This is a genomic window from Curtobacterium sp. NPDC087082 (assembly GCF_044745045.1).
In the GTDB taxonomy this organism is placed as follows: Bacteria; Actinomycetota; Actinomycetes; order Actinomycetales; family Microbacteriaceae; genus Curtobacterium.
Genome location: NZ_JBIUZN010000001.1, coordinates 1,095,345 through 1,121,258, shown reverse-complemented (window position 1 = coordinate 1,121,258; position 25,914 = coordinate 1,095,345). Strand labels below are relative to the sequence as shown.

20 protein-coding genes are annotated in these 25,914 nt (G+C 71.5%); 12 read left to right on the top strand and 8 right to left on the bottom strand.

The window, feature by feature from the left end; all coding sequences use genetic code 11:
• Window positions 1–161: 161 nt before the first annotated feature.
• Together ACIPEP_RS05320 and ACIPEP_RS05315 are read right to left on the bottom strand one after the other, a co-directional pair.
• Window positions 162–911: a polyprenol monophosphomannose synthase gene (locus tag ACIPEP_RS05320; RefSeq protein ID WP_402716683.1), complete on the bottom strand. Its 750-nt coding sequence runs from the start codon at window positions 909–911 to the stop codon at window positions 162–164.
• Window positions 908–3,397 (bottom strand): glycosyltransferase, encoded by a 2,490-nt coding sequence (locus tag ACIPEP_RS05315; RefSeq protein WP_402716682.1) that lies wholly within the window; start codon window positions 3,395–3,397, stop codon window positions 908–910. The genes ACIPEP_RS05320 and ACIPEP_RS05315 overlap by 4 nt, the downstream gene beginning before the upstream one ends.
• Before the next feature lie 136 nt (window positions 3,398–3,533).
• Between ACIPEP_RS05315 and ACIPEP_RS05310 the strand changes: the two genes are divergently transcribed.
• A complete protein-coding gene (locus ACIPEP_RS05310; protein WP_092386509.1) occupies window positions 3,534–4,832 on the top strand; it encodes a glycosyltransferase in 1,299 nt (432 codons plus the stop codon).
• A gap of 86 nt (window positions 4,833–4,918) precedes the next feature.
• On the opposite strand, the gene ACIPEP_RS05305 is transcribed toward ACIPEP_RS05310, so the two are convergent.
• Together ACIPEP_RS05305 and ACIPEP_RS05300 are read right to left on the bottom strand one after the other, a co-directional pair.
• Window positions 4,919–7,357 carry a hypothetical protein gene (locus tag ACIPEP_RS05305; RefSeq protein ID WP_071303789.1) on the bottom strand — a complete coding sequence of 813 codons (2,439 nt, stop codon included), beginning with the start codon at window positions 7,355–7,357 and terminating at the stop codon, window positions 4,919–4,921.
• Window positions 7,357–7,920, bottom strand: a complete 564-nt coding sequence (locus tag ACIPEP_RS05300) for a hypothetical protein (RefSeq protein WP_402716681.1) — start codon at window positions 7,918–7,920, stop codon at window positions 7,357–7,359. Before ACIPEP_RS05300 ends, ACIPEP_RS05305 begins: the two co-directional genes overlap by 1 nt.
• Window positions 7,921–8,126: 206 nt before the next feature.
• Between ACIPEP_RS05300 and ACIPEP_RS05295 the strand changes: the two genes are divergently transcribed.
• From ACIPEP_RS05295 to ACIPEP_RS05275, 5 genes are all read left to right on the top strand, one after another.
• Window positions 8,127–9,029, top strand: coding sequence for an ABC transporter permease (locus ACIPEP_RS05295; RefSeq protein WP_070418482.1), 903 nt, complete (start codon window positions 8,127–8,129; stop codon window positions 9,027–9,029).
• 4 nt (window positions 9,030–9,033) lie between these two features.
• Window positions 9,034–10,263, top strand: a complete 1,230-nt coding sequence (locus ACIPEP_RS05290) for an ABC transporter ATP-binding protein (RefSeq protein ID WP_070418481.1) — start codon at window positions 9,034–9,036, stop codon at window positions 10,261–10,263.
• Window positions 10,182–11,294, top strand: coding sequence for a glycosyltransferase family 2 protein (locus ACIPEP_RS05285; protein ID WP_402716680.1), 1,113 nt, complete (start codon window positions 10,182–10,184; stop codon window positions 11,292–11,294). The genes ACIPEP_RS05290 and ACIPEP_RS05285 overlap by 82 nt, the downstream gene beginning before the upstream one ends.
• 74 nt (window positions 11,295–11,368) lie before the next feature.
• Window positions 11,369–12,532, top strand: coding sequence for a glycosyltransferase family 4 protein (locus ACIPEP_RS05280; RefSeq protein WP_402716679.1), 1,164 nt, complete (start codon window positions 11,369–11,371; stop codon window positions 12,530–12,532).
• On the top strand, window positions 12,529–13,383 hold the full coding sequence (locus ACIPEP_RS05275; RefSeq protein WP_402716678.1) for a glycosyltransferase family 2 protein: 855 nt from the start codon (window positions 12,529–12,531) through the stop codon (window positions 13,381–13,383). Before ACIPEP_RS05280 ends, ACIPEP_RS05275 begins: the two co-directional genes overlap by 4 nt.
• Before the next feature lie 271 nt (window positions 13,384–13,654).
• Here ACIPEP_RS05275 and ACIPEP_RS05270 read toward each other — a convergent pair whose 3' ends face one another.
• Genes ACIPEP_RS05270 through ACIPEP_RS05260 form a run of 3 tightly spaced genes read right to left on the bottom strand, consistent with a single transcriptional unit; the run spans window position 13,655 to window position 17,023 of the window.
• The gene (locus ACIPEP_RS05270; RefSeq protein ID WP_402716677.1) at window positions 13,655–15,523 is read right to left on the bottom strand and encodes a glycosyltransferase; all 1,869 of its coding nucleotides are present in this window, start codon (window positions 15,521–15,523) and stop codon (window positions 13,655–13,657) included.
• An 8-nt stretch (window positions 15,524–15,531) separates the two neighbouring features.
• On the bottom strand, window positions 15,532–16,395 hold the full coding sequence (rfbA, locus tag ACIPEP_RS05265) for a glucose-1-phosphate thymidylyltransferase RfbA (protein ID WP_071295765.1): 864 nt from the start codon (window positions 16,393–16,395) through the stop codon (window positions 15,532–15,534).
• Between the two features lie 19 nt (window positions 16,396–16,414).
• On the bottom strand, window positions 16,415–17,023 hold the full coding sequence (locus ACIPEP_RS05260) for a dTDP-4-dehydrorhamnose 3,5-epimerase family protein (RefSeq protein ID WP_070418475.1): 609 nt from the start codon (window positions 17,021–17,023) through the stop codon (window positions 16,415–16,417).
• Window positions 17,024–17,108: 85 nt separating this feature from the next.
• Between ACIPEP_RS05260 and ACIPEP_RS05255 the strand changes: the two genes are divergently transcribed.
• The 6 genes from ACIPEP_RS05255 to ACIPEP_RS05230 are packed head-to-tail and all read left to right on the top strand — an operon-like array spanning window position 17,109 to window position 24,596.
• Window positions 17,109–18,050 carry a glycosyltransferase family 2 protein gene (locus ACIPEP_RS05255; protein WP_070418474.1) on the top strand — a complete coding sequence of 314 codons (942 nt, stop codon included), beginning with the start codon at window positions 17,109–17,111 and terminating at the stop codon, window positions 18,048–18,050.
• A complete protein-coding gene (locus ACIPEP_RS05250; RefSeq protein WP_402716676.1) occupies window positions 18,040–19,623 on the top strand; it encodes an ArnT family glycosyltransferase in 1,584 nt (527 codons plus the stop codon). Before ACIPEP_RS05255 ends, ACIPEP_RS05250 begins: the two co-directional genes overlap by 11 nt.
• Window positions 19,620–20,606, top strand: a complete 987-nt coding sequence (gene rfbB / locus ACIPEP_RS05245) for a dTDP-glucose 4,6-dehydratase (RefSeq protein WP_070418472.1) — start codon at window positions 19,620–19,622, stop codon at window positions 20,604–20,606. The genes ACIPEP_RS05250 and rfbB overlap by 4 nt, the downstream gene beginning before the upstream one ends.
• A 14-nt stretch (window positions 20,607–20,620) precedes the next feature.
• Window positions 20,621–21,472 carry a dTDP-4-dehydrorhamnose reductase gene (gene rfbD, locus ACIPEP_RS05240; protein WP_309779936.1) on the top strand — a complete coding sequence of 284 codons (852 nt, stop codon included), beginning with the start codon at window positions 20,621–20,623 and terminating at the stop codon, window positions 21,470–21,472.
• The gene (locus tag ACIPEP_RS05235; RefSeq protein ID WP_402716675.1) at window positions 21,469–22,407 is read left to right on the top strand and encodes an NAD-dependent epimerase/dehydratase family protein; all 939 of its coding nucleotides are present in this window, start codon (window positions 21,469–21,471) and stop codon (window positions 22,405–22,407) included. Before rfbD ends, ACIPEP_RS05235 begins: the two co-directional genes overlap by 4 nt.
• 59 nt (window positions 22,408–22,466) lie before the next feature.
• Window positions 22,467–24,596 carry an acyltransferase family protein gene (locus tag ACIPEP_RS05230; protein ID WP_402716674.1) on the top strand — a complete coding sequence of 710 codons (2,130 nt, stop codon included), beginning with the start codon at window positions 22,467–22,469 and terminating at the stop codon, window positions 24,594–24,596.
• A 124-nt stretch (window positions 24,597–24,720) separates the two neighbouring features.
• Here ACIPEP_RS05230 and ACIPEP_RS05225 read toward each other — a convergent pair whose 3' ends face one another.
• Window positions 24,721–25,899 (bottom strand): glycosyltransferase, encoded by a 1,179-nt coding sequence (locus ACIPEP_RS05225; RefSeq protein ID WP_402716673.1) that lies wholly within the window; start codon window positions 25,897–25,899, stop codon window positions 24,721–24,723.
• Window positions 25,900–25,914 lie beyond the last annotated feature (15 nt).

Here is a 25,914-nt window from a genome sequence, read left to right as displayed (position 1 = left end):
ACCCTTTGCGGTGGTAGAGGGCAACCCGGGGGGTTGTGAGTGTCGTCGCGTCGGGGCCGGCCCCCCCCCGCGCCCCCCCCCCCCCGGGGGGGGGGGGGGGGGGGCCGGGGGGCACCGCGCCTCCCGTCTGTACTCGGGTCGCGTCGGCGACGTGGGTCGCGTCAGCGACGTGCGCCGCGTCGGCGACCGAAGCGCCGCTGCAGGCCCCACTGGGTGGTGCGGAGCATCGCCTCGAGCACGATCGACCGACTCATCTTCGAGACGCCGTGCACGCGGTCGCGGAACCGGATCGGGACCTCGACGATGCGGCCGCCGAGGTCGTCCACCCGCAACGTCATGTCGACCTGGAAGCAGTACCCCTTCGAGTCGATCGAGTCGAGGTCCATCCGGGCGATCGCGTCGGCGCGGTAGACCCGGAAGCCCGCGGTGACGTCCCGCACGCCGATCCCGAGCACGAACCGGGCGTAGGTGTTCGCGCCGCGGCTGAGGACCTCGCGGTGGAGCGGCCAGTCGACCACCGATCCCCCGGGGACCCACCGCGACCCGATCGCGAGCATCACGTCGTCGGCGCCGTCGACCGCGGCCACGAGTGCCGGGAGCCGGTCGGCCGGGTGCGAGCCGTCCGCGTCCATCTCGACGAGCAGCGGGTACCCGCGCTCGAGCCCCCACCGGAAGCCGGCGACGTAGGCCGTCCCGAGGCCGAGCTTGCCGGAGCGTTCGAGCAGGTGCACCCGGTCGTCCGTGGCGGCGAGCTGCCGCACGAGGTCAGCCGTACCGTCGGGGCTGGCGTCGTCGACGACGAGCAGGTGTGCGTCCGGCAGCGCGCTCAGGACGGCTGCGGCGATCGTGCGGACGTTCTCGGCCTCGTTGTAGGTCGGGACGATGACGAGCGCCGTGGCGCCCGCGGTCACCGGTTCTGCAGCCGACGCTTGATCTTCCCCGCGACGCTCCGCGGGCCCTCGGTCCGGAAGTAGTGCACGGCGCGACCGAGGTCGTGACGGACGCCGTAGAGCTTCTTGCGGTCCGGGACGCGCACGCGCATGGCGTGCGGCTGGATCGTCGACGAGGTGTCGCGGACGCTCTTGTCGGCCGCGCGGATCGGGTTCCGGCAGAACTCGACGAGCGGGGCGAGGACGTTCTCCCACGTGAACTGCTCGCGCACGCGGTCGACGTTGCCGATGAACTCGGCACGGGCCTTCTTGTCGAAGAGCGCCGTCTCGAGCGCTGCGGCCAGGCCGTCGATGTCCTGCTCGTGCACGGCGATGCCGAGCTTCTCCTCGGCGACGAGGTCACCGAAGGAGTCACCGGCGGTCGTGACGATCGGCAGACGCGCCCACAGGTAGTCGAGGATGCGGGTGCGGAACGAGAACGTGGTCTCGAGGTGCTCGTAGTGCGTCGAGACGCCGGCGTCGGCCTCGAGCAGGTAGGCGCCGCGTTCCTCGTACGGGATCCACGCGTCGTTGAAGAACACGTTCGTGCCGGTCAGCCCGAGCGCATCGGCCTCGGCGCGCACCTTGGCGACGATGTCCATCTCGGGCACGTCCGGGTTCGGGTGCTGCACACCCATGAAGAAGAGCTTGACGCTCGGCTTCTTCGCGGCGAGCCGGCCGATGGCGCGGACGAGCGTGATCGGGTCGAACCAGTCGTAGATGCCGCCGCCCCAGACGACGAGCTTGTCGTTCTTGCCGATGCCGGGGACGACGCCCTTGACCCGCTGCTGGTCGTGCACCGGCGGCGTCGACGACAGGCCGAACGGCACGACGCCGATGAGCGAGCGGAGGTCGGGGTCGCGCGAGTACGTCCGGGCGTTCACACGGCCCGAGCCGGCGAGCTGGCCGAGCCAGAACATGCGCTGCCGCTCGGAGGCGCAGATGAAGTAGTCGCCGAGTTCGAGCTGGTGGTTCAGGGTGTCCGACGCGTCGAGGATCTGCCGGTTCCACTGGTCGACGTCGTCGCTGCGGCCCTGCTCGAGCTGCTCGAGGTGCAGCGGGTCGTAGACATCGACGACGAGGATCTTGCTCGTCGACTCGAGCACCGGGAACAGGCGGAGGGCGTGGCCCTGCACGATGATGACGTCGGCCCAGGCCTCGTGCTCGACCATCTGGCGCGGGTGGCGGTGCGGCACGGTGACGACCTCGTACGAGGGGTCGATCTGCAACGAGCGCGTGAGGCTGATGACCCGGACGTCGTGCTCGCCGGCGAGCTGCTTCGCCATCTGGGTCGCACGGATCGCCGGACCGGCCATCTTCTCGCCGATGGAGTCGCCCGTGATGATGAGGATCCGACGCCGGGTGCCGGCCTCGAGCACGCCGAGGGAGTGCACGATCTTGTCGTAGCCGGCCAGGTAGTTCTCGATCGGGTACGCGGGCTCGTCGCGGTTGCCGAAGAGGCGCAGGAGCTCGCGGTCGCTGCGCACGCGGGTCGCCTGGATCTGCCGACGCGACTCGGTCATCGACGGCAGCTGCTCGACGAACTGGTCGACGCCGTAGATGCCCGCCATCGCCGTCTTCGGCACGGGGATCGTCGGGACGCTGTCGTCGCCGGGGTTGCGGAGGTCGAGCTCGGTCGAGTCGAGTTCGCCACGACCGACGGCGCGACGGACGACGAGCGCGAGCGACCCGGGCAGGGCCGCTGCGAGCTGCTCGTCACCGAGGTTCTTGTAGAGCGTGAAGAGGGCGTTCCGCTCGAGCAGGTAGGTCTCGCGGAAGTCGCCGAACTTGTTCATCGACGCGTGGTGCTTGTGGAACGCGACGGACTTCGGCTGGTACCGGAAGCGCCAGCCGAGCAGGTTGAGCCGCCAGCCGAGGTCGACGTCCTCGTAGAACATGAAGTAGCGGTCGTCGAAGCCGTCGAGCTGCTCGAAGAGCTCCGCACGGATGAACATCGCCGCGCCGGTGCCGAACAGCACGTCGGTCTCGGACTCCCAGCGCCCGGTGTCCGGCGAGCCCGCGAACGGCTTGTAGCCCATGCCGTACCAGGTCATCGCGGCCTCGGTGAAGTCGACGTTGACGCCTTCCCAGTCGAGGACCTTCGACGCCACGGCGCCGATGTCCGCGCCGGAGGCGAACGTCGCCATGGCCTCGCGCACCCAGCCGGTGTCGGGTCGGGCGTCGTTGTTGAGGAACGCCACGATCTCGCCGGAGGACTTCTCGACGCCGAGGTTGCAGCCGCCCGTGAAGCCGAGGTTCGCACCGGCGTCGACGAGCGTGAAGTCCAGCTCCGACGCCTTCAGCCGACCGAGGTGCTCGGGGCCGGAACCGTTCTCGACGACGATGACCTCGAGCCGGTCCTGCGGCCAGTCCTGCTTGCGGAGCTCCGCGATGCTCGTCAGGGTGTCGTCCGTGCCCTTGTAGTTCACGAGGATGACGGACACGACTCCCGGCTTGCGCTCTGTCACGCGGTTCCTCCAGCAGCTGCCGCGCACCTGGCGCGGGTCGACGGGTCGGCCGCGGGGTGCCGACGGCCGATGACACCCTACAAGGCGCGCGCCCGCGCTCCCCTGAGATCAGCGCCGATTCGTGCAGAATGGCTCGGTGACCGCGACCAGCATCCCGACCGCTCCCACGTCTTCCCCCCTCGCCGCGGACTACGCCGCGATCGCCGCGGGCGACCACGCCGAGGGGCCGCGCGGGACCGTCCGGTTCGCGGTGTCGACGGACGACCCGGCCGAGGGCAAGGGCGACCTCTACGTCGCGCTCGGGCTGGCCCGGGCACTGCGGGACGCCGGGTGGGGCGTCGCGATGTGGCCGATCACCCGCTGGGCCGACCCGGTCCCGGACGACACCGCCGTCGTGGTCGTGATGATCGAGTCCTTCGTGCCGGGCCGGGTGCCGCCGTCCACCGCCCTCGTGGCCTGGGTGCGCAACTGGACGGCGAAGTGGGCGGCCCTGCCGTACCTCGACGAGTTCGAGGCGATCTGGACGTCGTCGAGCACCGCGCGCGACGCCGTCGCCGCGCACTACGACGGCCCGGTCGAGGTCGTGCCGATCGGCGTCGACCTCGAGCTCTTCACGACCGACCCGGGTACCCCGCGGAGCGACCGTGCGGTGGCGACCGTGAACTTCTGGGGCGTCCGCCGCCACGTGCAGGACGTCCTCGACGACGTCCGTCCGGCCGAGCCGATCGTCTGGTTCGCCGCGAACGCCGAGCACGTCGACCCGTCCCCCGGCGTCGAGCTGCGGCCGATGGTCCCCTACTTCGCGCTCCCCGAGGTCTACCGGTCGGCGGCCTTCGTCGTCGACGACGTCATCGCGCCCGCCGCCGAGTACGGCACGTTGAACTCCCGCCTCTACGAGTCGCTCGCGTCCGGGGCGCTCCCCGTGACGGACTGCGCGCTCGGACTCGACGAGCTCGGCCTCGGCGAGGTCCCCGTGTTCGAGGACGCCGCGTCGCTCGAGCGGGCGCTCGCGATGCCCGCCGACGAGCGGACGGCGCTGGTCGAACGGCTGCGCGCCGTCGTGGTCGAGCGACACTCCTTCGCGGCGCGTGCGGAGCAGGTGCGCCCGGTCCTCGAGGCGGCGATCGAGCACGCGCGGTCCCGGACCGGCAGCCGGTCCCCGTTCCTCCGCTGGGCGACGAACGAGCGCGAGGTCCTGCGGGTCGCCGAGCTCGAGCGCGACGTGCACCTGCAGGGCGTCCGCGACATCAACGAGCGGCTCGTCGTGGCCGAGCAGGCGGTGGCGTCGTTCGACGCCGCGCGTCGGCGTGCGGAGGAGGAGCGCGACACGATCGCCCTGCGGTACGACGAGCTCACCCGGTCGGCCGAGTACCGCCTGCTGCACCGTTTCGGCGGTCTGGCGCGCGCCGTGCGCCGCGGTACCGGACGCGGCTGAGCCGACCACGGACGAGACGGGAGGCGCCCCACCGGCTGGTGGGGCGCCTCCCGTCTCGCATCGTGGTCCGTCAGACCGTCAGCGCACTACTTCACCGTGATCGTCCGGCACAGCGTGGTGTTCGCTCCCGCGCCGGTGTTCATCGCGTAGACGCAGACCTGCGTGCTGCCCGCCCTGTAGCCGGACACGGTCGTCGAGAACGAGTGGTTCGCGCCGTACCCGCCGTAGGTGGTGGCGAGCGACGCCTTCGCCTCGTTCGCGGTGAGCGACTTCGCGCCGGCGCCGTTCACGTACACGTGCACCTGGATCGGGGACGCGGTGTCCGGGTCGATCGTCCAGCCGCGCACCTTGACCTGGCCGGCCGCGGGCGAGGAGACCTCGTCGAGCAGCAGGACCGGGTTGCCGGAGGTCATCGCGACCGTGCTGCAGGCGCTGGCGTCCTTCCCGCCCCCGACGTTCGTCCCGACGACGCACACGGTGTGCTTGCCCGGGCCGATGCCGGTGAGCGTGGCCTGGAAGCCGTGCTTCGAGTAGTACCCGGGGTACGCCTTCGCCGCGGTGGCGCTGGCCTGGTCGGCCGTGCCGGTGGTGACCTTCTTGCCGTCGACCGTGTACGTCACGCCGATCGGCTGCACCGTGTCGGGGTCGACCGCGTAGCCGCTGACCTGCAGCGAGCCGAGCGTCGGCGACGAACCGGACTCGATCTTCACCTTGGGCGGGCCGGTCGGCGTCTGGAACGTCGTGCAGACGTTGCTGTTGCCGCCGGGTCCCACGTTGATCGCGATGATGCAGAGCTGGTGCTTCCCGGCCGGGACGCTGCTGCGGGTGAACAGGATCGCGTGGTCGTCACCGTAGCCGGGCAGCGCCTTGTCGAGGCCCGCCTTGGTCTGGTCGGCCGTGAACGAGGTCAGGGCCTTGCCGTCCAGGTACAGGTGGACGCGCAGCGGCGCGATCGTGTCCGGGTCGGCCGTCCAGCCGCGGATCTTGAGCTTGCCCGGTGCGGTCGACGATGCCTCGTCGATGACGATCCACGGCGAACCGCTCGCCTTCGTCACGGTCTTCGCCCCGAGCTGCGTCCACTTGCCCGTGGAGGTGTCCTTCGCCCACGTGCTGATCGTGTGCTTCCCGGCACCGATGCCGCTGATCGTCGCCGAGTAGCCGTGCGCGTCGCCCCAGCCCGGGTAGATCTTCCCGACGTCGGTGCGCGAGGCGCTGGCGGTCCAGGCCTTCTTCGCCACGCCGTCCACGCGGAGCTGCACGGGGATCGAGGACTTCGTGTCCGGGTCGATCGCCCAGCCGCGGACGCTCAGCTTGTCCGCCGCGAGGGTGGCCTGGTCGAGCTTGCCGAACGGCGCCCCGGTCCGGACGGTCACCTGCTGGCAGCCGAGCAGTGCGTTGGCACCGGCGCCCTGGTTGATGCCGAACACGCAGACGTTGTGGCTGCCGCCGGAGATCCCGGTGAGGGTCGTCGAGAACCCGTGGCTGGTGTTGCCGGCGCCGAGCTGGCTGCCCAGGTCGGAACGCGCCCCGTCTGCCGTGATGGTCTTCTTGCCGACGCCGTCCACGTAGAACGCCACCCGGATCGGGCTCGTCGCGACGTCGGGGTCGTACGCCCAGCCACCCACCGTGACCTGGCGGAACCCGGCGGTCGCGGAGTCGACGTGCCCGGCGGGCGAGCTGCCACCGGTGGGCGAGCCGAACCAGTCGGTGTACATGCGCCAGAAGTTCCGATTGCCGTACGCCGAGCAGCCGTCACCCGTGCCGTAGAGGTTCGACATCGCGGCGGCGTTCGGGGTGTACGGCGTGTAGATGTAGAGCCCGGCGGTCGCCTGGTTCTTGATGTAGACCGTCTTCCGACCGCACGCGGCGTTCGGGTTGTAGAGGATCGAGTTGTTGCGGCCGGCCTGGTACGCCCAGGACGTCGGCGAGGCCTGGTAGCGCTTGAACTGCAGCGCGGCGGCGTACACCTGCTGGCCGAAGCCGTAGTACTTCGGGTCGCACGGCGCGGTGTCCGGGCACGCGAAGCCGGTGGCGTGCAGGTACATGTAGCTCGTCGGGCTGTTCGTCGTGACGATGCCCTGCTCCTTCTGCAGGAGCACGAGCAGGACCTTCTGGCTGATGCCGCACGCGGCGCCGACCTGCGCGATGACCGTGGCCGCCGACTTCACGCCGCCGTTGATCGCGGAGCACCGACCGGACACGGCGGCGATGCCGCTCATGTTCTGCGAGAAGTTCTTGAGGCACGCCGGGCCGCCCGATGCCTGCTTGCAGTTCGGCGCGACGCTGTTGAGGAACGACTGCACCGACGACGAGCTCATCGCCGACCCGTTGTAGAAGTTCACGTCGCTGATGATGTTGCCCGGGTCGAACGACGCGGCGGTCGCGGCCGAGGCGGACTCCGTCGTCGTCTGCTCGGACAGCACCGTGCCGAAGGTCAGGCCGCTCACGGCGACCGCGAGGGCGGCCACGAGGGCGAGGGACGACCGCAGCGGGCGTCGTCGCCCGTCGGTTCGGATGGATCGCATCACGGCACCTCCGTCGTCATCGGGTCGGACGTGGTCGACTGTGCGCCGACCCGGTAGTCGAGGGTGACGGACCAGGTGCCGCTGGACACCTGGGCCGCCGGGAAGGACACCTGCGCGCAGTTCACGGAGGACGCGCTCGCCTCCGCCGTGCTGGTCAGGGTCCGGGTGACACCGCTCTTCGTCGCGGTGAACGTGCACGTGCCCGACGTGTTCGTCGTGCCGGACACGAGTCCACCGGCCTGGAGCGTCCGGCTGCCCGTGTCCCACCCGGCGTACGTGACGACGGCGGTGGCCGGGAAGTCCGACGGGTCGTCGTCGGGCTCGGTCGTCTGGCCGGAGCCCGGGAACGCCGAGGGGCTGTCGTCCGCGTCGTCGGAGCTGCTCGGCGACGGGGTCGACGAGGGGCCGGACGTCGCGGTCGCCGACGCGGTCGGAGTCGGTGCGGCGGACCGCGTGGGCGACGCGGTGGGGTCGTCGTCACTCGTGGCGGAACAACCCGCCGCGAGGAGACTGAGAACACCGACCACCGCGAACGCAGCGATCGGCCGTGACGCGAAGTGCATGCTGACGGGCCGTCCTGTGGATGTTGACAAGGGTCCGGGTTGCGTCAACGGTAACCCCAAAGTGAAGGTTGAGGGTTCAATCCGCGCACATTCACCCCCGCACGGGGGCGGACGACAGGTGTCGCCCGGTCCGCAGCGCGCACCGGCGTCCTGGGTGATGCGGTGAGTATGCTGTTCCGGTCCTGCCCCCACGAACGAAGAGACACATGGTCGATCAAGCCCGCATGGCCGCGCTCGCGAAGGAGCCCCTGGTCGTGGTCGGCGCTCCGACGAGTGCCATCCGAGGAACCTGGCGAGAACTGCGCGACGTCTTCCGGCAGCGCGAGATGCTCGGCATGCTCGTGCGCCGCGACCTCAAGGCGCGGTACAAGGACTCGGCGCTCGGGTTCGTGTGGACGCTGGTGCGCCCGCTGACCCAGCTCCTCATCTACTACTTCGTGATGGGGCAGATCCTCGGCGCGGCCAAGGGCATCGACAACTTCGCGATCTACGTCTTCACCGGCCTCAGCGCCTACACGCTCTTCAGCGAGATCGTCGCCGGTTCCACCAGCTCGATCGTGGGCAACAGCGGGCTCATCAAGAAGGTCTACGTCCCGCGCGAGGTCTTCCCGCTCGCGAGCGTCGGTGCCGCGCTCGTGAACTACGTCATCCAGTTCGCCATCCTCATCGCCGCGACCCTCGTCATCGGGGTGTTCCCCTGGCACGAGGGACTCGTCTACCTGATCCCCTCGCTGCTCGTCATCCTCGTGTACGGCGCCGCGATCGGGCTCGTGCTCGCGGCCCTCAACGTCTACCTGCGCGACGTGCAGTTCCTCATCGACGTGGGCCTCATGGTCCTGCTCTGGGCGTCCCCCATCGTCTACTCGTACTCGATGGTGGTCCAGCGGCTGAAGGTCGACTGGATCCTCGCGGTGTACACGAACAACCCCCTCACGCTGTCCGTCCTCGGCATGCAGAACGCCATCTGGCTGCACGACCCGGCGAAGGTCGTCTACCCCGACCACCTCATGCTCCGACTCGGCATCGCGTTCGTCATCGGCCTGTTCTGCCTCATCGGCGCGCAGCGCGTGTTCTCGCGTCTGCAGGGCAACTTCGCGCAGGAGCTCTAGACCCATGGCCATCAGCACCCCCGTCGCACCCACCGCCCAGCAGCGCGGCGACGAGCGCCCCGACGTCATCGTCATCGACCACGTCCGGAAGCGCTTCACCGTCCGCAAGGACAACACCATCCGCGAGCGGATCGTCACGCTCGGCCGCGCCGGTCGCAAGCACCGCCAGGACTTCTGGGCGCTCGACGACGTCACCGTGTCGATCCAGGCCGGGACCACCGTCGGGCTGATCGGCCAGAACGGCTCCGGCAAGTCGACGCTGCTCAAGGCCATCGGCGGCATCATCCAGCCGACGTCCGGCACCGTCTCGCGCCGGGGGCGGCTGGCCGCACTGCTCGAGCTCGGCGCCGGCTTCCACCCGGACCTGTCCGGCCGCGAGAACGTCTACCTCAACGCGGCGCTGCTCGGTCTGAGCCGCAAGGAGACCGAGGCGCGGTTCGACGACATCCTCGCGTTCTCCGGCATCGGCGACTTCATCGACACCCAGGTGAAGTTCTACAGCTCGGGCATGTACGTGCGACTCGCGTTCGCCGTGGCCGTGCACACCGACCCCGACGTGCTGCTCGTCGACGAGGTCCTCGCCGTCGGCGACGAGGCGTTCCAGCGCAAGTGCCTCGACCGCATCCGCTCGTTCCAGGAGCAGGGCAAGACGATCATCATCGTCACGCACTCGCTCAGCCAGGTGCAGGAGATGTGCGACCGGGTCGTGCTGCTCAACAAGGGCAAGGTCCTGCACGACGGGGACGCCGTCCAGGCGGTCAGCAAGTTCCGTGACGTGCTCGAGGAGCGCCGGTCCGGCGAGCTCAGCGCCGACGTCGCCGTGGGCCGCGGCACCGTCCTCGGGGCGACCGTGCACGCCGACGGCAAGGAGCACCGCGCCGACGTTCTGCCCGGTGACGACCTCGTCGTGGACATGGAGTTCGAGCACCTCGACGGCGTCGCCGACTGGGAGGCCGCCGTCCAGATCAACAACACCGCCGGTCAGGTCGTCTACGGCACCACCACCGGCATCATGGGCGTCACGCTCCAGCCGCTGCACGGGCGCCGGAAGCTCCGCCTCCGGATCACGGACACGAACTTCGGCACCGGCAAGTACTTCATCAACGTGTCGATGATGGACTCCGCCGGGCGGCACCTGCACGACCTGCCGGAGTGCGACTCGTTCGAGGTCCCGTCGTTCGGCGACGCCGTCGGCAGCGTCTACGCGAAGCCCTCCATCGAGGAGCTCGGCTGACGCCCACCGACGGCGCCTCCCGCACCGCGGTCGTCGTCGTCAACTGGAACCGTGCGGACCTCACGACCCAGGCCGCCCGCGCCGTGCTCGACGACGGCGCGGCCGACCAGGTCATCGTGGTCGACAACGGGTCGTCGGACGACTCCGTCGCCGTGCTCCGCCGCGAGCTGCCCGAGGCGACGGTGCTGGTCCGCGACACCAACGGCGGGTTCGCCGCGGGCGCGAACACGGGCATCCGGCACGCGGACGCCGACGTCGTCGTCCTCCTCAACAACGACGCCGAGCCGGCTCCGGGCTTCGTCGCGGCCCTCCGCGACCACCTCGACGCCGCCCCTGCGGCCGTGGCGGCCGTGACGGGCCGCATCGTGCTCGCCGGGCGCTGGTCGCGCCTCCAGGCCGGTGCCCCGGCCCCCGCCGGACGGGCGTTGCGCGACCACACCGGCCACCTGTGGGTGCCCGACGCCGACGGCGAGGTCCGCCTCAACTCGACCGGCGTGCGGGTCGACCGCGACGGCAACGGCATGGACCGCGACTGGTTCGGCGCGGCCGACCAGGCGGCGGACCGCGACGTGTTCGGGTTCTCGGGCGGCGCCTCCGCGCTCCGGAAGGCCGCGCTCGACGACGTCGGACTCCTCGACGAGTCGCTGTTCATGTACTACGAGGACACCGAGCTCGCCTGGCGGCTCCGCCGCCGCGGGTGGCGCGTCGAGTACGCGGCCGACGCGGTCGTCGTGCACGACCACTCGGCGTCGTCCGGCGTGCAGAGCGACCTGTTCGTCTTCCGCAACGCCCGCAACCGGCTGGTCGTCGCCCTGTGGCACGCGCCGTGGCCGACGGTCCTGCGGGCTGCGGTCCGGACGATCGCGCGCGGCCTGGTCGGACTGCGTTCCGGTCGCACCCGACGGGAGGCGCGGCTCGTCCTGGCAGCACTGGCCGACGTGACGGGGCACCTCTCCGCGCACCTCGCGCGGCGGCTCCGTGAGACGCGGGTCGCGTCCGTCTCGCGGAGCGCCGTGGACCCGGACGCATGAGCGGAGCGGGCTATCCTGGGGACTCCCCCGTCGACGGTCCCGGCCGCGGCGTCCCCGGCCGGAAGGAACCTCGCGTGCCGCAGCTCACCGTCCTCATCGACGGGACCGCGGTACCGCGCAACCTCGGCGGTGTCGGACGCTACGTCGAGGGGGTCGCGTCGCACCTCACCGACCCGTCGCTCGACGTGCACCTCGTCGTCCGGCCCACGCACGCCGCGCACTTCCGCGCCGTCGCACCGCACGTGACGCTGCACACGGCACCCGCGTGGACCGACTCCGTGCCGCTGCGTTTCCTCTGGGAGCAGACCGGGCTGCCGGCACTCGGCCGGCGGATCGGCGCGGCGGTGCTGCACTCCCCGCACTACACGTTCCCGTTCTCGTGGCGCCGCGGCTCCGTGGTGACGCTGCACGACGCCACGTTCTTCTCGAACCCCGAGTGGCACTCCCGCCTGAAGCGCACGTTCTTCACCTGGTGGAGCCGCCGATCGCTCCGGACCCGTCCGGTCGTCATCGTGCCGAGCGCCGCCACCGCGACCGAGGCCGCACGCGTGGTGTCCGGCATCCGTGCGGACGTCCGGGTCGCACCGCTCGGGGTCGACCGGACCGTGTTCCACGAGCCGTCCACCGCCGAGGTCGAGGACGCCCGCATCGCCGCGACGCTCCCCGACGATGCGTCCTGGATCGCGTTCCTCGGCACGATCGAACCGCGCAAGAACGTCACCGCGCTGCTCGACGCCTACGCCGCGGTCCGCGACGCCCGCGCGGTCACGGGGTCGGACACGCCCTGGCTGGTGCTCTCCGGTGCCCGAGGCTGGGACGAGGCCGCGATCGCCCGGCTCGACGCGCTGCAGGACGCCGACCACGTCATCGAGGCCGGGTACCTCCCGCTCGAGGACCTCTCCGGCTTCCTCGGCGGCGCGGAGTTCGTCGTGTACCCGTCCCTCGGCGAGGGCTTCGGCCTGCCGGTGGTCGAGGCGATGGCGACCGGCGCGTGCGTGCTCACCACCAGGCGCCTGTCGCTGCCCGAGGTCGGGGGTGACGCCGCCGTGTACACCGAGCCCGACACGTCGGCGTTGGGGGCGGCGATGGCCTCGCTGCTCGACGACCCCGCGCTCGTCGCGTCGCACCGGGCGGCCGCACTCCGCCGGGCCTCCTCGTTCACGTGGGAGGCCACGGCCGCCGTGCACGTCGACGCGTACGCCGCCGTCGCTCGTGGCGGCTCCGGGGGTGTCCGATGACCCGGGTCGCGGTGCTCACCGTCACGTACAACACCGGTGAGACGATCCGACCGTTCCTCGCGAGCATCGAGGTGGCGTCCAGTGAACCCGTGGCCGTGGTGATCGCGGACAACGGCTCGGCCGACCTCGACGCACTGCGGGCGATCGGCGAGTCGTACGGCGCCGTCGTGGTCTCCTCCGGGGGCAACCGTGGCTACGGCGGCGGGATCGACGCGGCCCTCAGCGCGCTCGACGACGTGCTCCCCGACGTCCGGCCGGAGTTCCTGCTCGTCACGAACCCCGACGTCGTCCTCGCACCCGGTTCCATCGACGAGCTCGTGGCCGCCGCCGACCGGCTGCCGTCCGGCGGGTCGTTCGGTCCGCGGATCCTCGACGAGCAGGGCGACACCTACCCCTCGGCGCGCCAGCTCCCGTCGCTCCGGACCGGCCTCGGCCACGCGGCGTTCTCGCGCTTCTGGCCGGCGAACCCCTGGAGCCAGCGGTACTGGTCCACCACCCAGGTCGTCGAGCGCGAGGCCGGCTGGCTGTCCGGCGCGTGCTTCCTCATCCGGACGTCGTTGTTCCGCGAGCTCGGGGGCTTCGACGAGTCGTACTTCATGTACTTCGAGGACGTCGACCTCGGGCAGCGCGTGGGGCTCGCCGGGCGGGCGAACGTGTACGTGCCGACCGCCGTGGTCACGCACACCGGGGCGCACTCGACCTCGTCGAACCGGCGCCGCATGGAGATCGAGCACCACCGGAGCGCCTACCGGTTCCTGTCGCGGAAGTACCGGGCGTGGTGGCTGTGGCCCCTGCGGGCGGTGCTGCGCGTCGGGCTCGCCGTCCGGGCGCGCTGGGTGACACGCAAGTAGCGCGCGCCGCGCGGCGCGGCGGCGCGCGGCGCGCGGCGCTGCGCTGCGCACAACCAAAAGCACTTCGCGCCGCGCCTTCCCGCGGTTCGGCGCGGCTTTGGTTGTGCGGCGGCGCAGACGCGCAGCGGCGCGCGCCCGCGCCCGCGTCGAACCACGAATCCGACGTCGAACCGGGCGCGCGGCCTGGTTCGACGTCGCGAACGTGGTTCGACGCCGCGGCCGCGCAGCCGGCGGCGCGCTCAGCGCCGCAGGCGCGCCCCGCGCGGCGCGCTCAGCGCCGCAGGCGCGCGCGCTCGGCGCGCGCGGCGTCGAGCAGCACGCGGGCACGGGCATCGAAGGAGTGCTCGGCGGCGATGCGCGCGGCCACCTCGGCACGCGAGGCCTCGGCGGGCCACGGGTACGCCGGGTCGAGCAGCGCCGCGAGGTCCTCCCGCGACGCCGCCACCGCCAGCGTCGGCACGTCGAGCACCTCGCCGAGCCCGACGACGGGGTCGGTCACCACGACTCCCCCGGCGGCCAGGACGTCGAACACCCGGTTCGACACGAACCCCCCGGCGGCCATGTCCGGCCAGTGGTCGTTCAGCACGACACGGGCGGACGCGTAGGCACGGGCCGCCTCGGCCCGGGACAACGACGGCGCCCCGAGGGACGACTCCGGCACGACGTCCTCCCACCCGGGCCCGTGCACGCGCAGGTCGGCACCGAGTGCGACCGCGTCCGCGACGACGGGGCGAGCGGCGCCGCGGGTGGAGCCGACGAAGACGACGCGGCCGGCGTCGGGCCCGGACGACGCGCCCGGGCGGAACACCGCCGGATCGGTCGCCTGCAGCAGCGTCCGGACCGGCACGCCCGACCGCGCGCTCGCCGCGGCGGCCCATGCCGGACCCGCCGCGAACGCCCGGTCGAACGACCGCAGTTCGGTGTCCGCGACGTCGTCCGGGTGGCTGATCACCCAGAGCAGGTTCACGGAGGCCGGGTTCGGCGGCACCCGGTCGAGCCCGCGCACGACGAGCGTGACGTCGTCCGCGCCGTCGTCGTCCCGCACGTGGGCGTCCCGGCGGTCGACGCGGACCCGCTGTCCGAGGCGCTCGAGCGCGGCGGCGAGCTCGGCCGCGAAGTGCACGTCACCCCAGCCGTCGCCCTCGGGTCCGGCGGGCGCGGCGATCTTCAGCGACCACGCGAGCTGCTCGGTGGCCGACCCCGTCGGGGCCGCGGGCGTCACCGGCCGAGCGCCCCACGGCGGCACCGGTGGCCCGGCAACGACCGAGCCGGTCCCGTCGACGGCGCGGTCACGCCACGCCGAGACGGCGTCGACGGTCGCCGCGTCGACGGTGCGCCCCGCCTCGTCCGAGCGCTCGAGCGCCCAGACGAGCGCGACGTCACGACCGGTGCGGTCCGCGACCGCGCGGCTCCAGGCCGACAGCGTGGTGCGTTCGTCCGGGAGGCACGGTGCCGGTACCAGCGCACGCCCGGGCATCGCCAGTGCGGGTTGGTCCGCGGCGAAGACGGTCGCAGCGGCTGCGGTGTCGCGTGCGGTGAGGATCGTCGACCGGAGTCCGTCGTCGCCGGGGACGACCGACGCGGTGTCGTCGCTCCAGGGCAGCGCCCCGGGCCGGAGGAGCCGGGCCCCGTGGCGTGCGGAGCCGTCGGCGAGCCATACCCGGGCCTGCGCCACACCGTGCGCACCGGCCTCGGCGAGCACCTGGAGGTCCTGGTCGGTGACGCCCACCGTCGAGTCCACCACGACGAGCACGCCCCGCACCCCACCGGCGACCCCGGCGTTCACGGCCGATCCGATGCCGTCGACGGCGTCCGGCCGCACCCACGGCACACCCCGGGGCGACGGCAGGACCGGGGAGACGTCCGCGACGTAGGCCACGGCACGGACGTCCACCTCGGGACCGAAGGCGGTCCGGGCAGCGGTGACCATTGCCGGCAACCGGTCGTGCCGGTCGGACCGGCTGACGAGGAGTACGGTGACGCCGGTCTGCCGGACCTGCGCCGGGCCGTCGAACCCGGCCACCCGCTCGGGCGGCGCCGCCGTCGCGGACGGGTGTCGCGCCTCCTGGACCGCATCGGGGCCGGAGGGCGTCGCGTCACGACGGCGGCGTCGACCGAACCAACCAGAGCCGGGCGCCACGGGGATGACTAGGCGGAGAGGAGTCGCTGGAGGTAGACGCCGTAGCCGCCCTTGACGAGCGGGGCGGCGAGGTCGGCGAGCTGTGCGTCGTCGATCCAGCCGTTGCGCCAGGCGATCTCCTCGATGCAGCCGATCTTGAAGCCCTGACGGTCCTCGATCACCTTGACGTACTCGGACGCCTGCATCATCGACTCGAACGTGCCGGTGTCGAGCCAGGCCGTGCCGCGGTCGAGGACCTGCACGCCGAGCTCGCCGGCGTCGAGGTAGCGCTCGTTGACGGTCGAGATCTCGAGCTCCCCGCGGGCGCTCGGCTCGATCGTCTTCGCGATCTCGATGACCTTGTTGTCGTAGAAGTACAGGCCGGGGACGGCGTAGTTCGACTTCGGCTCGGTCGGCTTCTCCTCGATGGAGACCGCGGTGAAGCTGTCGTCGAACTCGACGACGCCGTACGCCTTCGGGTCGGCCACGTGGTACGCGAAGATCGTCGCGCCCTCGACCTCGGTGTTCTTGCGGAGGTTCGTGCCGAGGCCCGTGCCGTGGAAGATGTTGTCGCCGAGGACCAGCGCGACGCTGTCGTCGCCGATGAAGTCCTCGCCGATGACGAAGGCCTGCGCGAGGCCGTCCGGGCTCGGCTGCACGGCGTACTGGATGTCCATGCCGAGGGCCGAGCCGTCGCCGAGGAGCGCGCGGAACTGGTCGTTGTACTCCGGCGTCGTGATGACCAGCACCTCGCGGATGCCGGCCATCATCAGCGTCGACAGCGGGTAGTAGACCATCGGCTTGTCGTAGATCGGCATGAGCTGCTTGCTGATGCCCTTGGTGATCGGCCAGAGACGGGTGCCGGAACCCCCGGCGAGGATGATGCCCTTCACGGGTGCGTCCTTTGCTTCGTTACTTCGTCGTACGGAGGGACTCGGTGTAGGCCAAGCACTCCTCGTAGGTGGGGAGCAGCCCTGCGGCGGCAGCCTGCTCGAGGGTCGGTGCGCTGGTGTCCTTCTCGGAGAGGACCGGCTCGCCGAGCCCGTCCGGCAGGGTGAGCCCCACGGTCGGGTCGAGGATCGTGATCCCCTTCTCGCGCTCCGGGTTGTAGTGCGCGCTGACCAGGTAGTTCACCGTCGACTGGTCCTCGAGCGCGACGATCGCGTGCCCGAGCCCCTCGGACAGGTACACCGCCTTGCGGTCGACGTCGTCGATGCGGACCGAGTCCCACTGCCCGAACGTCGGGGAGCCCACGCGGATGTCGACGATGTAGTCGATGAACGCCCCGCGGACGGCCGTGACGTACTTCGCCTGGCTCGGCGCGACGAGGGCGTAGTGGATGCCCCGTGCGACGCCGGCCGCCGAGATCGACATGTTCACCTGCCGCAGGTCGAGCGGGTGGCCGACCGTCTCCTCGAGGACGTCGGCCCGGTACGCCTCGAGGAATGCTCCTCGTGCGTCGCCGTGCTGGACGGGCGTGAACTCCCACGCGCCGGGGATCTTCAGTTCGCGGATCTGCACCGGGGAAGCCTAGCAAGGCGCGAGTTCGCATAGGCTGTCATGGTTCTGCGCACTGCCGACTCCCGAAACGAGACCAAGCGAGCCCGTGAAGCTATTCGTCCAGATCCCCTGCCTCAACGAGGAGAACACCCTCGCCAGCGTCATCGACTCGATCCCGAAGCAGATCGACGGCATCGACGAGATCGAGATCCTGGTCATCAACGACGGCAGCACCGACCGCACGGTCGAGGTCGCCAAGGAGCACGGTGTCCGGCACTTCGTGCACCACACCACGAACATGGGCCTCGCCCGGTCGTTCCGGGACGGCGTCGACTACGCGCTGCTCCACGGTGCCGACATCGTCGTGAACACCGACGGTGACAACCAGTACCCGCAGGCGCACATCGCCGAGCTGGTCCAGCCGATCCTCCGCAAGGAAGCCGAGATCGTGATCGGCGACCGCCAGACCCGGACGATCGAGCACTTCTCCGGGTTCAAGAAGCTCATGCAGCGCTTCGGCTCGTGGGTCGCCTCGCGCGCGGCGGGCCTCGACCTGCCGGACGCCGCGAGCGGGTTCCGCGCGTACTCGAAGTACTCGCTCATCCGCCTCAACATCGTGACGCGCTTCAGCTACTGCATGGAGACGATCGTGCAGGCCGGGTACAAGCGCCTGGCGATCGCGTCGATCCCGATCACGACGAACCCGAAGACGCGCGAGTCCCGCCTGTTCAAGAACATCTGGCAGCACATGTTCCAGTCCGGGTCGGCGATCGCCCGCGTGTACCTGATGTACCGCCCGATGGCGCTCTTCCTCTGGGTCGCGGCGATCCTCGGCGCGCTCGGGGCGTGGCCGCTCGTCCGGTACCTGGTGCTCCTCGCGATGCACACCGGCGGCAACCACCTGCAGTCGATCATCCTCGGGGTGGTGCTGCTCATCACCGCGGTGCTCAGCATCGTGATCGGCGTCGTCGCCGACCTCACGCGGCTCAACCGCACGCTGGCCGAGGAACAGCTCGACCTGCAGAAACTCCAGCGCTATGGCGACTGAGGTCACCGCCGCACTGCCGGTGACCCGGGGGGAACGACGCGCCGTCATCGCACTGACGGCTGCGTTCGCGCTGCTGCTCACGCTGTGGGCCTTCCTGACGCCGATGTTCGCGGCCCCGGACGAGGCAGCGCACTTCGACGCCGCCGAACAGCTCGCGCTCGGCAAGGGGTGGCCGGCGCCGGGCGACATGGACCTGCTCAAGACGACGTACGTCGAGCAGGGGCAGTCCACGAACGTCGCCGCGGCGGACCGCGAGACCGTCGCACAGCTCACGGCGGAGAACCCGGGCAACCACGACTTCGTCAACCAGATGTCGCAGCACCCGCCGACGTACTACGGCGTCGGTGCGGTCGTGCTCAAGGCGATCGGGTTCTTCCACCTGCGCTGGGACATCGGCGTCATGGCCTTGCGCCTGATGGACGTCGTGATGCTGCTCCCGCTGCCGTTCCTGACGTGGGCGACCGTCCGGCGGGTCACCCGCTCCCCGCGCACCGCGATCGTGGGCGTCCTCGCCCTGTTCGCCGTGCCGCAGCTGGCGCAGATCGGCTCGTCCGTCACGAACGACGCGCCCGTCATCGTGCTCGGTGCCGTGATCTCGTGGCTCGCCGCCCGGGCCCTCACCGGCGACCACCGGTGGCGCATCGCCGTGTGGCTCGGGGTGGCCGTCGCCGCGGTCTGCTCGGTGAAGGGCACCGGGCTGCCGACGGTGCCGTTCGTCGCGATCGCCCTGCTCGTCGCCGGCCACGGGACCCTGTCGTGGGGCGCCCGCATCGGCCGGACCGCCGTCGCCGGCGCGATCGTCGCCGCGGCCGGCTCATGGTGGTGGATCCGCAACCTGGTCCTCTTCGGCACGCTCCAGCCCGACGGCGTGAGTGCCGTCCGCCAGGACAAGCCGTGGGGCCGCGAGACGAGCGCCAACTTCGGCGAGTTCATGAACGTCGAGTGGGACCGCCTCACCTCGTCGTTCTGGGGGCAGTTCGGTGCGCTCCGCTACCCGATGACGCAGATCCTCACGGACTCCCTGACCGTCATCGCCCTCGCCGTGATCGTCGGGTGGGCGTTCCGACGCACGGCGCAGCGCACCACGGCGATCGTGCTGCTCGTCCTGCCGGCGCTGACGCTCGTGATCCAGCTGCAGAACAACTTCTCCTCGTACGACGACACGCAGCTCATCGCCGGCGCACAGGGCCGCTACCTGTTCATCGGGCTCGTCCCGCTCATCGCCGTCAGCGCGATCGCGTGGCGGAACCTCGTGACGAGCGCACCGGAGCGCGGCCGCGTCGGTTCCTTCGCGCTCTGGGGCTTCCCCGTGATCGGGCTCTACGGCCTGACGGTCGCCTACCGCGGCTTCTACGAGAACACCCACCTGCAGGTCACGGTCGCCGGTCTCGGTCGACTCGTGAACCTGACGCCCGCCGGCCGGTACGGCTTCGTCGTGGTGCTGCTCCTCGCCGCCGTCGCGGTGATCTGGGCGCTCGTCGAGGCCCGCCGGAACCTGCTGCTCCGGGACGCCCCGCTACACTCGTCCATCGATCCAACGTCACCGACTCCGAAAAGGAACCTGACCTCGTGAAGATCCTCGTCACCGGCGGAGCCGGCTTCATCGGCTCGAACTTCGTCCGTCGCACCCTGCAGGACGCGTACCCCGGACTCGAGGGCGCCGAGGTCGTCGTCTACGACGCCCTGACCTACTCGGGCAACCTCGAGAACCTCGCCCCAGTCGCGGACTCGCCGCGCTACACCTTCGTGCAGGGCGACATCCGCGACGCGGCCAAGCTCGACGAGGTCATCCCCGGCATCGACGCCATCGTGCACTTCGCCGCCGAGTCCCACGTCGACCGCTCGGTCCGCGACTCCGGCATCTTCGTCGAGACGAACGTCGTCGGCACCCAGCGTCTGCTCGACGCCGCGCTCCGGCACGGCACCGAGCGCTTCGTGCACGTCTCCACCGACGAGGTCTACGGCTCCATCAGCGAGGGCTCGTGGGACGAGGAGCGTCCGCTCGAGCCGAACTCGCCGTACTCGGCGTCGAAGGCCGGCAGCGACCTGCTCGCCCGCAGCTACCACCGCACGCACGGGCTGAACCTCTCGATCACGCGCTGCTCGAACAACTACGGGCCGTACCACTTCCCCGAGAAGGTCATCCCGCTGTTCGTCACGAACCTCATCGACGACAAGCACGTCCCGCTCTACGGCGAGGGCAACAACATCCGCGACTGGCTGCACGTCGACGACCACACCCGTGGCATCGCGCTGGTGCTCACCAAGGGCCGCGCGGGCGAGATCTACAACATCGGCGGCGGCACCGAGCTCACCAACAAGGAGCTCACCCAGCTGCTGCTCGACGCGACCGGCAAGGACTGGTCGTACGTCGACCGCGTCGCCGACCGCCTCGGCCACGACCTCCGCTACTCGGTCGACATCTCGAAGATCCAGGCGGAGCTCGGCTACGAGCCGCAGGTGCCGTTCGAGCAGGGTCTCGCCGACGTCGTCCAGTGGTACCGCGACAACCGCGCGTGGTGGGAGCCCCTCAAGGAGCGCGCGGCGCTCGCCTGAGCCCGGACGTCACGATGACCCGCACCCTGATCACCGGCGCCGCCGGCATGCTCGGTCGCGACCTGCAGCTCGCGCTGCAGGGTCGTGACGTCACCGCGCTCGGTCGCGCCGACCTCGACATCACGGACCCCGACGCGGTCGACGCCGCCGTCGCCGGCCACGACGTCGTGATCAACTCGGCCGCGTACACCAAGGTCGACGATGCCGAGACGCACGAGTCCGACGCCGCAGCGGTCAACGCGACGGGCCCGAGGCTCCTCGCCGAGGCGGCCGTCCGGCACGGCGCCAAGCTGGTGACGATCTCGACGGACTACGTCTTCGACGGCAACGGCACCGCGCCCTACGCCGAGGACGCCCCGACGGACCCGCTGAACGCCTACGGTCGGACCAAGGCCGAGGGCGAGGCACACGTGCGCCGGATCGCGCCGGACTCGTCGTACATCGTGCGGACCGCGTGGATCTACGGCGCGCACGGGCCGAACTTCGCGGCGACGATGCTCCGGCTCGCGCAGACGCACGACACGGTGTCCGTCGTGACCGACCAGGTCGGGCAGCCGACGTGGACGGGTGACCTCGCGGCGCGCATCGTCGAGCTCGTCGACGCGGACGCCCCGGCTGGCATCTACCACGGCACGAACTCGGGCCAGGGGTCCTGGTACGACTTCACCAAGGCGATCTTCGCCGAGAACGGGCTCGACCCGGACCGCGTCCTCCCGACCGACAGCGCCGCCTTCGTGCGTCCCGCACCGCGTCCGGCGTACAGCGTGCTCGGGCACGACGGCTGGTCCCGCGCGGGCCTGGCGCCGATGCGCGACTGGCGCGAGGCGTTGCACGCGGCGACGGCCGCCGGGGTCTTCGCAGCGTGACGGCCTCGTCGACCCCGGCGACGCTCGTCGTCGGCTCCGGAGGCTTCCTCGGGCGCGCGGTCCGTCGTGCGGCGGTCGAGGCGGCACCGGGGACCGACGTCCGCGCGGCCTCGGTGCCCTGGGACGACCAGGACGCCGCGGTCGAGGCGCTCGTGACGGCGATCCGGGGCGTCCGCACGCCGGACTCCCCCTGGCGCGTCGTCTGGTGCGCCGGGACGGGGGTCGTCGCGACCGGTGCGGAGGTGTTCGAGGCCGAGCAGCAGCTCATCGGGCGGGTGCTCGAGACCCTCGCGGGCGACGAGGCCGCTCCAGGCACGCTCTTCTTCGCGTCCTCGGCGGGTGCCGTCTACGCGGGTTCCTCGCCGGCCCCGTTCGACGAGGACTCCGAGCCGGCTCCGCTCGCGCCGTACGGCCGGTCGAAGCTCGCGTCCGAAGCGCGGTTCCGTACCTGGGCCGAGTCGACCGGTGCGCGCCTGCTCGTCGGACGGTTCTCGAACCTGTACGGGCCGGGGGCGAACCTCGGCAAGGCGCAGGGGCTCGTGTCGCAGCTGGCGCTCGCGCACCTCGAGGGCCGACCGTCGTCGATCTACGTCCCGACGGAGACCACGCGGGACTACCTCTACATCGACGACGCGGCGGCGATGGTGCTGGACGCGGTGGACACGACCGAACGGTCGACCGCCGCCGGCACCGCCGTCACCAAGATCTTCGCCTCCGGCCGCAGCGCCACCATCACCGAGGTCGTCGCCGCGGTCGAGGACGCCTTCGGGGAACCCCTCGACGTCCGCCACGGTGCCGACCCCTCGGCGACCTACCAGGGCCTCGACCTCCGGTTCGCCTCCCGGGTGCTGCCGACCGTGGACGCCCGCGACTTCACCGACTTCGGCCAGGGCGTCCGCAACACCGTCGACGCCCTGCGTGCCGCCCGGATCTGAACGTCCCCGAAGCCGCGTCCGTTTCCGAGGATCGCACGACAACTCGTAGGATTCCGTCAGTGAGCACTGCAACCGAGGACCCGCGCGGACCCGCACACCGCGCCCGGGACACCACCCGCTGGGACATCCAGGGGCTCCGGGCGTTCGCAGTCCTCGCCGTCGTCGTCTACCACCTGTGGCCGAACCGGCTGCACGGCGGGTTCGTCGGCGTCGACGTCTTCTTCGTCATCTCGGGCTACCTCATCACCGGCCACCTGCTGCGCGAGCAGCTCTCCACCGGGCGGATCCGACTCGGGCAGTTCTGGTCCCGGCGGGCGAAGCGGCTGCTGCCCGGCGCGTTCCTGACGATCCTCGCGACGGGCGCCGCGGTGCTCCTCGTCGTCCCGAGCGCCCTCTGGTCGCAGTACGGGCGCGAGCTCATCGCCTCGACGGTCTACGCGCAGAACTGGGAGCTGGCGGCCAGTTCGGTCGACTACCTCGACGCCGACAACCAGGCCTCGCCGTTCCAGCACTTCTGGTCGCTCTCGGTCGAGGAGCAGTTCTACATCGCGCTGCCCCTCCTGCTGCTCCTGCTCACGCTCGTCGTGCGGAAGCGGGTCTCCCCCGTCACCACGGCTCGGATCCTGCTCGGCACGGTCGTCGTGGTCTCGCTCGTCTGGTGCATCGTGCAGACGAACACGAACCCCGGCGTCGCCTACTTCTCGACGGCCACCCGCGCGTGGGAGTTCGCGCTCGGCGGGCTCGCGGCGACCGTCGCGCTCCCCGCACCGCGCACGGTCGTGGCCCGGTCCGTCCGCTCGGGCGCCGCGATCGTCGGGGCGCTCGCGCTCCTCGCCTCGCTCGTCGTGATCACCCCGACGACGCCGTTCCCCGGCATCGCCGCTGCGCTCCCGGTCGTCGGCGCGACACTGATGGTGACGTTCGGTGCCGGCACGCTCTTCGAGCTCCTCGGCGCGGTCCGCCCCATCGCGTTCGTCGGGCGCGTCTCGTACTCGCTGTACCTGTGGCACTGGCCGCTCGTCGTCATCGTGCCGATCTGGCTCGACCACCCGCTCGGTTGGAAGAGCAAGCTCGCGGTCCTGGTGGTGTCGCTCGTCCTCGCGGCGGTCACGACGGTGTGGTTCGAGGAGCCGCTCCGGTTCTCCGGCTGGGTGCGCACCCTGCGCCCGCGTCGCGTCGCCGTCCTCGGAGTCGTCTGCACCGTGGTCGTCGCGGCGCTCGGCGTCTCGACGCTGACCGCCGTGCACGTCCAGGAGGTCCAGGCCGCGACCTTCACGAAGCGCCTGCAGGACGGCGAGGTCTCGTGCTTCGGGGCTGCGGCGCAGATCAGCGCAGCGAAGCCGTGCGTGGACCCGAAGCTCGCCGACGTCCGTGTCCCGGCGCCGTCCGCCGCCAAGGAGGACGACCCGAACCCGTCACCCGACGAGCCGGACCCGAACATCAAGAAGTGCTGGAGCGGCCGCTTCGAGACCTGCGTGCTCGGCAAGACCACCGGCTACTCGAAGCACCTGCTCGTCATCGGCGACTCGCACAGCAACACCCTGCTCGGCGTCTACCGCGACCTGGCCGCGAAGAACGACTGGCGGATCGACCTCGCCGGCATCGGCGGGTGCTACCTGACGACCGCGCACCAGCAGTCCCTGAGCCCCGCCTCGGGTCGCGGCTGCGACCGCTGGAAGCAGCAGGCGATCGCGTTCGTCGAGCAGCACCGGGACGCCGACGCCCTGATCGTCGCGCACTCGACGACCCAGATGCCGGTGGACGCCCCCGAGGGCCAGCAGCGCGACGACGCCACCCGCGCCGGTCTCCTCGACGCCTGGCAGCAGGCTGCCGGCGACGACCTCCCCGTGATCGCGGTCCGCGACAACCCGGTCCCCCGACGCGACGTCGTCGCGTGCGTGAGCCGGATGACCGGCCCGACCGACTCGTCCTGCGACAACCCGCGGTCCGTGGCCCTCGCCCAGACCGACTCGTCGGCCGAGGCGATGGCGGCGTTCACCGCCGCCGGAGGCACGGGCAGCGTGCTCGACCTGACGAAGTACTACTGCACGGACACCACCTGCCCGGCCGTGATCGGCGGTGTGCTCGTCTACCGCGACACGAGCCACATCACGGGTACCTGGGCGAAGTCGCTGGAGCCGTACATCGACCAGCAGCTCAAGCAGAAGCTCGCGTCGTTCTCGCGGTGACCTGATGCGGTCCAGGAGGCGCGGTGCGGGCCCGCACCGTCCCTCCAGACACGGCCGTCACCCCGCTGGCGCGGTGCGCCGGTACCGGCTGGTGGGGCCCCCTCCTGACCTGCAGGGACGCGCGTCAGCGGCGCGCGGCCGCCAGCAGTCCGCGGTACCGGTCGCCGACGGCGTCCACGGTGTGCGCGGCCGCGGTCTCGGCCGCGGCACGGCCGAGCCGCTCGGCGAGCTCGGGATCGGCGAGCAGGCGGTCCACGGCAGCAGCGAGCGCCGCGGCGTCGCCGGGCTCGACGAGCAGGCCGTTCACGCCGTCCTCGATGACGTCGACGATGCCGGGCACGGCCGACGCGACGATCGCGCACCCGGCGGACATCGCCTCGAGCAGGGCGACGGGCAGGCCGTCGCGGTCGCCGTTCGCGGCGGGGACGGACGGGTAGAGCGCGATGCGGGCCTTGGCGTACTCGGACGCGAGGTCCTCCTTGCCGCGGGCGCCGAGGAACGTGACGGCGGACCCGGCCCGGGCCTCGAGCTGCGCGCGGAGCGGACCGTCGCCGACGACGGCGACCTCGGCCGGCTGCTCGGCCATCCGGTCGAGGGCGTCGAGCAGGACGATCGCGCCCTTCTTCTCGACGAGCCGGCCGACGAAGAGCACCCGGCCGGGGACGCGGGTCTCGCGCGCGACCGCGCGGGTGATCGGCTCGAGGTCGACGCCCATCGGCACGACGTGCACCTGGTCGTCGCGGGCGCCGAGCTTGCCGAGCTCGCGCGCCATGTCCGTGCTCATGCAGGTGACCGACGCGGCGCTGCGGATCACGGAGCGCTTGACCCGCTGGAGGACCGGGTTGCGCAGGGCGTACAGGTCGCCGCCCAGCGTGGTCACCACGCGGGGCAGGTCACCGAGCACGAGCTGGCCGACGGCACCCTGCGGGATGATCCAGTGCAGCAGGGCGACGTCGGGCTGCGAGCGCCGGCGTTCCCGGCGGAGGGCGGCTGCCATCGAGCCGAAGAAGAACGGGACCTGGAGCCAGCGGGACTTCTTCGCCTTGAGGTTGTCGACGATCGCGCCGTCCGCCAGGTCGCGCCACCGGGCCGGGAAGTACCCGTACCGACGGACCTCGACGTCACCGATCCGCTGGTGCGCGCGGGCGCCCTTCGTCATCGGGGCGACGACGACGACGCGGTACTCGTCCGAGAGGGCGGTCGCGAGGTCGAGGACGAAGCCGGGCGTGCCGTCGCCGGCCTCGGCCGGGAAGGTCGACGCGGCGACGAGGAGGGTCGGACGGGGATCCGGATCGGGTCGCATCCAGCGCGCTCCCTT